This is a genomic window from Cellulosimicrobium cellulans (assembly GCF_001722485.1).
GTDB classification, from domain to species: Bacteria; Actinomycetota; Actinomycetes; order Actinomycetales; family Cellulomonadaceae; genus Cellulosimicrobium; species Cellulosimicrobium cellulans_A.
On record NZ_LWGL01000143.1, the window covers coordinates 1 to 8,185 of the forward strand.

Below are 8,185 nucleotides of genomic sequence, written 5' to 3' on the forward strand. Positions count from 1 at the left end.
GTCGGGCCGATGACGACCGGCCCGGGGCCGAAGCGGGGGAGCAGCGACGCCGCCGCGGCCTGCAGGTCACCCTCCCCGCCGAGCACCAGCACGAGCCGGTCGCCGTGGATGCCGACGAGCGCGTCGCCCGCCGCCCGGCGCGTGGCGCGCCGCAGCTCGGCCGTGCGGACCTCGTCGAGCGCCGCCGTCGTCGTCCCCGCCACGACGAGGGTCGAGCCGCGACCGCCCCAGCCCAGCGCGGACACGCGCGAGCGCAGCGAGTCGTCGCCGTCGCCGCGGACCAGCGCGTCGACGACGAGGGCCTCGAGCCGGGCGTCCCACGCCCCGCGCACCTCCGCGGCCCGGGCGTACACCTCGGCGGCCGAGAACGCGACCTCGCGCGAGTAGCGCAGCACCGCCTCGCGCAGGTCCCGCTCGCCCCCGGGCGCCGCGAGCTGGTCGGAGTGCGCCTCGACCACCTCGACGACGATCCGCACGAGCTGCAGCGTGTTCTGCAGCGAGATCGACCGCGTGAGCTCGGGCGGCGCCGCGGCGAAGATCTCGCTCACGCCGTGCGGGGGCGCCTTCGGGTCGGCGTACCACGACACGAACGCCGTGATGCCCGACTGCGCGACCAGGCCGACGTACGAGCGGTCCTCCGCGGGCAGCTCGCGGTACCAGCGGATCTCCTCGTCGAGGCGGCGCAGGGCCGCGGCCATGAGCAGGCCGCTGCCGTCGCGCAGGCGCTGGAGGTTGTCGGCGTTGCCCGCGGTACCGGGGGTGCCGGGCCGCCCGGAGGCGGGCGTGGAGGTCGCCGTCACGCACCGAGCATACGGGCGGCCGTTGTGGACAGTCCACAAACCGGGTGAGGGCTCCGGTGAGCGGTTAGGGTCGGGTCATGGCTCTCATGCCCCGTCTGCGCCAGCTCATGCGACGTCCGACGTCCGCGTCGACCGTCGGCACGCGCCGTCCCAGGTCGGGCGAGAAGCGCGGTGACACCGTCCACGAGGACGCCCTGCGCGCGATGCTCGTCGACGACCCGAACGACGAGCGCGCCTTCCGCGCGCTCGCCGAGCTCGTCCGCCGTCGTGCGGCCGAGGGACCGCCGACCGACGACCCGCTCTCCGCGCCCGTCGACGAGACCGAGAAGCAGCGGGCCGCGGACCTCGCGGTCTGGGCGCTCGCCGAGGAGCTCGCCGGGCACCCTCGCGGCTGGTACCCGCTCATCGAGCTGGGACGGCTGTCGATCGACGACGACCAGGAGGCGGCGCTGCGCCGCTTCGCCACGGCGGCCGAGCGCGACCACACCGGTCGTGCGCTCGCGCAGGGGATGGAGGTGCTGCGCGAGGCGGGCCTGCCGAGCGAGGCGCTGGGCCTCGGCGTCGGGCACTGGCGGGCGCGCGAGCACGAGCCCGAGGTGGGCCGACAGCTCGTGCTCGCCGCGATCGAGGCGGACCGCCCGCTCGAGGCCCGGCAGCACCTCGAGTCGCTGACCTCGTACCAGGACCCGGACGCCGTGGCGGCCCTGCGGGCGGAGCTCGAGCGCGCCGTCGCGCAGGCCGAGCAGCACCGCTCGGGCACGTAGCACACCCGGCCCGTCGCGAACCCGGCACGCACGACGACGGCCGGTCACCTCCTGCGGGAGGTGACCGGCCGTCGTCGTGCCGGGGTCAGGCCGTGGGCCGGACCGGAGCCGTCAGGACTCCCCGCCGGCGTTGCCGGACGTGCCGGCGGTGACGTCGAGGAGGCGGTACTTCTCGATCGCCTTGGCCGACGCGTCCGCGGGCACCTTGCCCTGGCGGGCGAGCGCCTGCAGGGTGCGCACCACGACCGAGGGGCCGTCGATCTTGAAGTGGCGGCGGGCCGCGGCGCGCGTGTCCGAGAAGCCGAAGCCGTCGGCGCCGAGCACCTCGTAGTCGCCGGGGACCCACTTGCGGATCTGGTCGGGCACCAGGTGGTCGTAGTCGCTCGTGGCGACGAACGGACCCTCGGCACCCTGCAGCTTCGCGGTCACGTACGGCGTGCGCGCCTCGGACGTCGGGTCGAGGAACGCGGCCTGGTCCGCGGCGAGCGCGTCGCGACGGAGCTCGTTCCAGCTCGTCACGCTCCACACGTCGGCCGACACGCCCCAGTCCTCCTTGAGGAGCTGCTGCGCCTCGAGCGCCCACGGCACGCCCACGCCGGAGGCGAGGAGCTGCGCCTTGGGGCCCTCGGCGTCCGAGACGGACACGCGGTGGATGCCGCGCAGGATGCCCTCGACGTCGACGTCCTCCGGCTCGGCCGGCTGGACCATCGGCTCGTTGTAGACCGTCAGGTAGTACATGACGTTCTGGTCGCGGCCGTCCGAGCCGTCGCCGTACATGCGCTGCATGCCGTCGCGCACGATGTGGCGGATCTCGTAGCCGTACGCCGGGTCGTACTGGACGATCGCGGTGTTGGTGCCCGCGAGCAGCGGCGAGTGGCCGTCGGCGTGCTGTAGGCCCTCGCCCGTCAGCGTGGTGCGGCCCGCGGTGGCGCCGATGATGAAACCGCGCGTGAGCTGGTCGCCCGCCGCCCAGAACTGGTCGCCGGTCCGCTGGAACCCGAACATCGAGTAGAAGATGTAGACCGGCACCATGACCTCGCCCTGCGTGGCGTAGGAGGTGCCGACCGACTGGAACGCGGCGGCGGAGCCGGCCTCGTTGATGCCGGTGTGCATGATCTGCCCGGCCTCGGACTCCTTGTAGCTCAGCATGAGCTCGCGGTCCACGGCGAGGTAGTGCTGACCCTGCGTGTTGAAGATCTTCGCCGAGGGGAAGATCGAGTCCAGGCCGAACGTGCGCGCCTCGTCCGGGATGATCGGCACGATGCGCTTGCCGAACTCCTTGTCCTTGATGAGGTCCTTGAGGAGGCGCACGAAGGCCATCGTCGACGCGACCTCCTGCTGCCCGGAGCCCTTCTTGAGGACCTCGTAGGCCTTCTCGTCGGGCAGCGTCACCGGGGCCGGCTTCGAGCGCCGCTCCGGGACGAACCCGCCGAGCTGGCGGCGGCGGTCGAGGAGGTACTGGATCTCCGGCGCGTCGGCACCCGGGTGGTAGTACGGCGGCTCGTAGGGGTTCGCCTCGAGCTCCGCGTCGCTGATCGGGATGCGCAGCGAGTCGCGCAGCACCTTGAGGTCGTCGAGCGCGACCTTCTTCATCTGGTGGGTCGCGTTGCGGCCGGCGAACTTCGGGCCGAGCGCGTAGCCCTTGACCGTGTGCGCGAGGATGACCGTCGGCTGGCCCGTGTGCGTGCGGGCCGCGTGGTAGGCCGCGTAGATCTTGCGGTAGTCGTGGCCGCCGCGCTTGAGGTTCCAGATGTCGTCGTCGGTCATGTTCTCGACGAGCGCCTTCGTGCGCGGGTCGCGGCCGAAGAAGTGCTCGCGGATGAACGCGCCGTTCTCCGCGCGGTACGTCTGGTAGTCGCCGTCGGGCGTCTCGTTCATGAGGTTGACGAGCGCGCGGTCCTTGTCGGCGTTGAGCAGGACGTCCCACTCGCGGCCCCAGATGACCTTGATGACGTTCCAGCCGGCGCCGCGGAACTGCGCCTCGAGCTCCTGGATGATCTTGCCGTTCCCGCGCACGGGGCCGTCGAGGCGCTGCAGGTTGCAGTTGACGACGAACGTGAGGTTGTCGAGCTGCTGCTGCGCCGCGAGCTGGAGCATGCCGCGCGACTCGGGCTCGTCCATCTCGCCGTCGCCGAGGAACGCCCACACGTCCTGCTGGCTCGTGTCCTTGATGCCGCGGTTGTGCAGGTACTTGTCGGTCCACGCCTGGTAGATGGCGCTCGCCGGGCCGAGGCCCATGGAGACCGTGGGGTACTCCCAGAAGTCCGGCATGAGGCGCGGGTGCGGGTAGGACGGCAGGCCGCCGGCCGGGTGCGACTTCTCCTGGCGGAACCCGTCGAGCTGGTCCGCCGAGAGACGGCCCTCGAGGAACGCGCGCGCGTACACGCCGGGGGAGGCGTGGCCCTGGAAGTAGACCTGGTCGCCGCCGCCGGGGTGGTCCTTGCCGCGGAAGAAGTGGTTGAGACCCACCTCGTACAGCGTCGCGACCGACGCGTAGGAGGAGATGTGGCCGCCGACGCCGATGCCGGGGCGCTGCGCGCGCGTGACCATGACGGCCGCGTTCCAGCGGATCCACGAGCGGTAGCGGCGCTCGAGCGCCTCGTCGCCGGGGAAGTACGGCTCCTCGTGCACGCCGATCGTGTTCACGTAGGGCGTGGTGTAGGAGGCGGGGACGGCGACGTTGCGCTCCCGGGCCCTCTTGAGCAGGTTCAGCAGGACGTAGCGGGCGCGCGGGCCCCCGCGGTCGTCGATCAGACCGTCGAGGGACTCGACCCACTCGCCGGTCTCGGCGGGGTCGATGTCCGGTACCTGGCTGAGCAGGCCGTTGATCAGCGGTCCGGTCTCGTCGTACGAAGCCACCAGCAACCTCATATCTCGTCGGATGCCGGACGCCGGCCGCGGGGTGCGCGCCCGGACGTCCGTCTCGGAGCCACTCCGGACGTGCGGCGGCGGCCGCTGGTGGGCGACCGTGCCTCGTCACGAGACCAGGGTGGTGATCCCATTGTGTTCTCATCCGGGCCCGAAGTCACACCAACGAGTGGTCAAGACGGCGTGATCTGGGCGACACGCGCGCCCGCGCGAGGTGCTGCGACACCGGGCGTGACGTGGCGGTCCACGGTGCGCGCGTTGCCAAGCAGCGCGTCGTGCGGTGGGCTACCTTTGCCAGACACGGCACACGGTGGTCCGCCACCGGCCGCCCGGAACCCGCCGAGCGGGCCGCGCGGTGGCCGGTGAGGACGTGGACGGACGAGGAAAGGAACGGCACGACTGTGACGGACACCGCAGGATCCCGCGGGGTGGACCGCCTGGGGTTCGCGCCCGGGAACGTGGTCCAGGAGTTCGGCTGGTCGGAGGACGTCGACGACGACCTGCGCGCCGACCTGGAGGAGCTCGTCGGCGGAGAGCTGGTCGACGAGGACTACGACGACGTGACCGACGGCGTGGTCGTGTGGTGGCGCGAGGGCGACGGCGACCTCACCGACACCCTCGTCGACGTCCAGACCGTCCTCGACGACGGCGGCCTCATCTGGGTGTTCACGCTCAAGCCGGGCCGGCCGGGCCACGTCGGGCACAACGAGATCCAGGAGGCGGCGACGACCGCGGGCCTGCACGCGACGAGCACGTTCGCGATCGCGCCCGACTGGTCGGCGACGCGGCTGGGGACGCGTGGCCGCGGGCGCTGAGGCCCCCGGCCCGGTGCTGCCGGGCACCGTGACGCGGCCCGGTCCCGGCGACCCGGCCCCCGACTTCACGCTGCCGGACACCCACGGCACCCCGGTCCACCTCGCCGACCTGCGGGGCGGGCCGGTGCTCGTCGTGTTCTACCCGTTCGCGTTCTCCGGCATCTGCACCGGCGAGCTGTGCGAGCTGCGGGACAACGTCGAGGACTTCGAGTCGGCAGGCGTGACGCTGCTCGCCGTCTCGTGCGACTCCGTGTTCGCGCAGAAGGCGTGGGCGGAGCAGGAGGGCTTCGGCTTCGACCTCCTCTCCGACTTCTGGCCCCACGGCGCGGTGGCCCGGGCCTACGGCGTCCTCGACGAGGAGACCGGCATCGCGCTGCGCGGCTCGTTCCTCGTCGATCCCGACGGCATCGTGCGGTGGTCGGTCGTCAACCCGCGCGGGCAGCGGCGCGACCTCGACGGTTACCGGCGCGCGCTCGAGCAGCTCTGACGCCCCGCGCGGGCCGCGCGACCGCACCGAGCCGGTAGGCTGTGCACCGCGTTTCCGGGGCCTGTAGCTCAGCTGGTCAGAGCGCCACGCTTACACCGTGGATGTCGGGGGTTCGAGTCCCTCCGGGCCCACCACGACGTCGTCGTCGAGCCGTTCAGCGCTCCGCCGTGGGTGGTGACGGGCAGACTGGCGCCGTGCACCTGGTCCTCTCCGACGACCCCGCCGCCGGTCCGTCGCTGACGACCGTGCCCGCCGGCGTCGACGACGCCCTGCCGGCCGTGCGGCGCGGTGCGCCGGCGGACCTGGTCCGCGGCCGGGCCGACGACGGCCGGTGGACGTGGCGGGACACGAACGCCTGGTACCCCGGCCTGCTCGCCGCGGGCCTGCGCGTGGACCGGTCGCACGACCTGCGCCTCGCGCGCGCGATCCTGCGGCGCTCGGCGCTGATTGCCGACACCCCGTACGCCCGGGCACCGCACGGCGCGTGGGACGCGCTCGCCGCCGTCCCGACCGTCACGGGCCCCGCGGTGGCGCCGCCGCCCGAGGGGCTGTTCGACCTGCCGTCCCCGGCGCGGTCGGGAACGGGCGCGCCGGCGACAGAGCTCGACCCGGTCGCCGAGCTGCACGCGCAGCTCGAGGCGGTGGCGTCGGCCGCGGGCCCGGACGGGCCGGGGCGCCTGCGCCTGCTGCTCGCCGCCGAGTCGGCCGGAGGGCTCGTCGCGGCGGAGATGCGCCATGCGGGCCTGCCCTGGCGCGCCGACGTGCACGACGAGATCCTCGCCACCGCGCTCGGGCCCCGTCCCCGGACCGGGGAGCGGCCCGCACGGATGGAGGAGCTCGTGCGCGCGATCCGGGCGGCGCTCGACGCGCCGCCGACGCTCAACCCCGACTCCCATCCCGACCTGCTGCGGGCCATGGAATACGCCGGGGTCGGTGCCCGGTCGCTGCGCAAGTGGGAGCTCGAGCGCATCGACCACCCGGTCGTCGCGCCGCTGCTCGAGTACAAGACGCTGCAGCGGCTGCTGACGGCGAACGGGTGGGCGTGGCTCGACGCGTGGGTGCGCGATGGCCGGTTCCGCACCGAGTACGTCGTGGGCGGCGTCGTCACGGGGCGGTGGTCGTCGAGCGGCGGGGGAGCGCTGCAGCTCCCGCGGCAGGTGCGCCGCGCCGTCGTGGCCGACCCGGGCTGGCGGCTCGTCGTGGCCGACGCGGCCCAGCTCGAGCCGCGCGTGCTCGCGGGCCTCGCGCGCGACGAGCGCATGGCGGACGCCGGGCGCGGCGTCGACCTGTACGCCGGGATCGTCGCGTCGGGCGCGGTGGCGACGCGCGAGCACGCGAAGGTCGGCATGCTCGGCGCGATGTACGGCGGCACGACGGGGGACAGCGCGCTCGTCCTGCCGCGCCTCGCCCAGGCGTTCCCCGCCGCGATCGACCTCGTCGAGCGCGCGGCGCGGGCGGGGGAGCGCGGCGAGGTCGTCACGACCCGGCTCGGGCGCAGCTCGCCTGCCCCGGGCGCGGCGTGGCAGGAGGCGCAGTCGGGCGCGTACGCCGCCGACGACTCCGACGACGGGGCCGGCGCCCAGTCGCGCGCGCGGTCCCAGACGCGCGCGTGGGGCCGCTTCACGCGCAACTTCGTCGTGCAGGGCACCGCGGCGGAGTGGGCGCTGTGCTGGCTGGCGTCGATCCGCCGGCGCCTGTGGAAGCTCGGGACCGCCGACGACGCCGGGGCGGCCCCGGAGCCGTTCGCCGGTCGCCCGCACCTCGTCTTCTTCCTCCACGACGAGGTGATCGTCCACGCCCCCGCCGCGCTCGCCGACGCGGCCGCCGCCGCCGTCCGCGACGCCGCCGCGGAGGCCGGGCGGCTGCTGTTCGGCGACTTCCCGGTGGACTTCCCGCTGAGCGTCGCCGTCGTCGAGGACTACGCGCAGGCGAAGTGACCGCGCGCCCTGCCGGTGACTACGCGCGGGCGGAACGGCGACGTTAGCCTGCCGCCATGGCCCCGGACCCGACGCCGCCCACGGCACCGACCGCCCCGACGCTCGCCCGGGTCGTGCGGACCCTCGACGAGCTGTACCCGCCCGCCACGGCGGAGGCGTGGGACGCCGTCGGGCTCGTCGCGGGCGACCCGACCGCTCCCGTGCGCAAGGTGCTGCTCGCCGTCGACCCGGTCGACGAGATCGCCGACGAGGCCCTCGCCTGGGGCGCGGACCTGCTCGTGACGCACCACCCGCTCTTCCTGCGTCCGGTCCACTCCGTCGCCGCGACGACGTTCAAGGGCTCGCTCGTGCACCGCCTCATCCGGGGCGGGTGCGCGCTGTACGTCGCGCACACGAACGCCGACGCCGCCGAGCGGGGCGTCGCGGACGCGCTCGCGGACGCGCTCGACCTCCTGCACCGCGTGCCCCTCGTGCCGCACGCCGCTCCCGAGCGCGCGGCCGGCGCGGTCCACGG

The 8,185-nt window shown here is 74.2% G+C and carries 6 protein-coding genes, 1 tRNA gene and 1 pseudogene; 6 read left to right on the forward strand and 2 right to left on the reverse strand.

All coding sequences use genetic code 11. The features are described from left to right. Positions 1-800, reverse strand: a pseudogene (locus tag JZ5iCDA_RS13600) (PucR family transcriptional regulator); the annotation flags it as partial. A gap of 77 nt (positions 801-877) precedes the next feature. Here JZ5iCDA_RS13600 and JZ5iCDA_RS13605 point away from each other — a divergent pair. Next, positions 878-1,564 (forward strand): hypothetical protein, encoded by a 687-nt coding sequence (locus JZ5iCDA_RS13605; protein WP_069387662.1) that lies wholly within the window; start codon positions 878-880, stop codon positions 1,562-1,564. A 111-nt stretch (positions 1,565-1,675) separates the two neighbouring features. Here the strand turns inward: JZ5iCDA_RS13605 and aceE are convergent, their stop codons facing one another. Continuing rightward, entirely contained in the window at positions 1,676-4,423 is a 2,748-nt protein-coding gene (gene aceE / locus JZ5iCDA_RS13610; RefSeq protein ID WP_069387663.1) for a pyruvate dehydrogenase (acetyl-transferring), homodimeric type, read from the reverse strand. 410 nt (positions 4,424-4,833) lie between these two features. Between aceE and JZ5iCDA_RS13615 the strand changes: the two genes are divergently transcribed. From JZ5iCDA_RS13615 to JZ5iCDA_RS13635, 5 genes are all read left to right on the forward strand, one after another. Continuing rightward, the gene (locus JZ5iCDA_RS13615) at positions 4,834-5,247 is read left to right on the forward strand and encodes a DUF3052 domain-containing protein (RefSeq protein ID WP_069387664.1); all 414 of its coding nucleotides are present in this window, start codon (positions 4,834-4,836) and stop codon (positions 5,245-5,247) included. Then, a complete protein-coding gene (locus JZ5iCDA_RS13620) occupies positions 5,231-5,734 on the forward strand; it encodes a peroxiredoxin (RefSeq protein ID WP_436967409.1) in 504 nt (167 codons plus the stop codon). The genes JZ5iCDA_RS13615 and JZ5iCDA_RS13620 overlap by 17 nt, the downstream gene beginning before the upstream one ends. Before the next feature lie 57 nt (positions 5,735-5,791). Beyond that, positions 5,792-5,868: transfer RNA gene (locus JZ5iCDA_RS13625), tRNA-Val, on the forward strand. Between the two features lie 60 nt (positions 5,869-5,928). Continuing rightward, positions 5,929-7,671, forward strand: a complete 1,743-nt coding sequence (locus tag JZ5iCDA_RS13630) for a bifunctional 3'-5' exonuclease/DNA polymerase (protein WP_436967410.1) — start codon at positions 5,929-5,931, stop codon at positions 7,669-7,671. Positions 7,672-7,727: 56 nt separating this feature from the next. After that, positions 7,728-8,185 (forward strand): Nif3-like dinuclear metal center hexameric protein (locus tag JZ5iCDA_RS13635; protein WP_171905383.1); only part of this gene is annotated, 458 nt, incomplete at its 3' end.

Coding starts and splice junctions, on each gene's coding strand:
- JZ5iCDA_RS13605 (WP_069387662.1), top strand. CDS start 878: ATGGCTCTCATGCCCCGTCTGCGCCAGCTCATGCGACGTCCGACGTCC.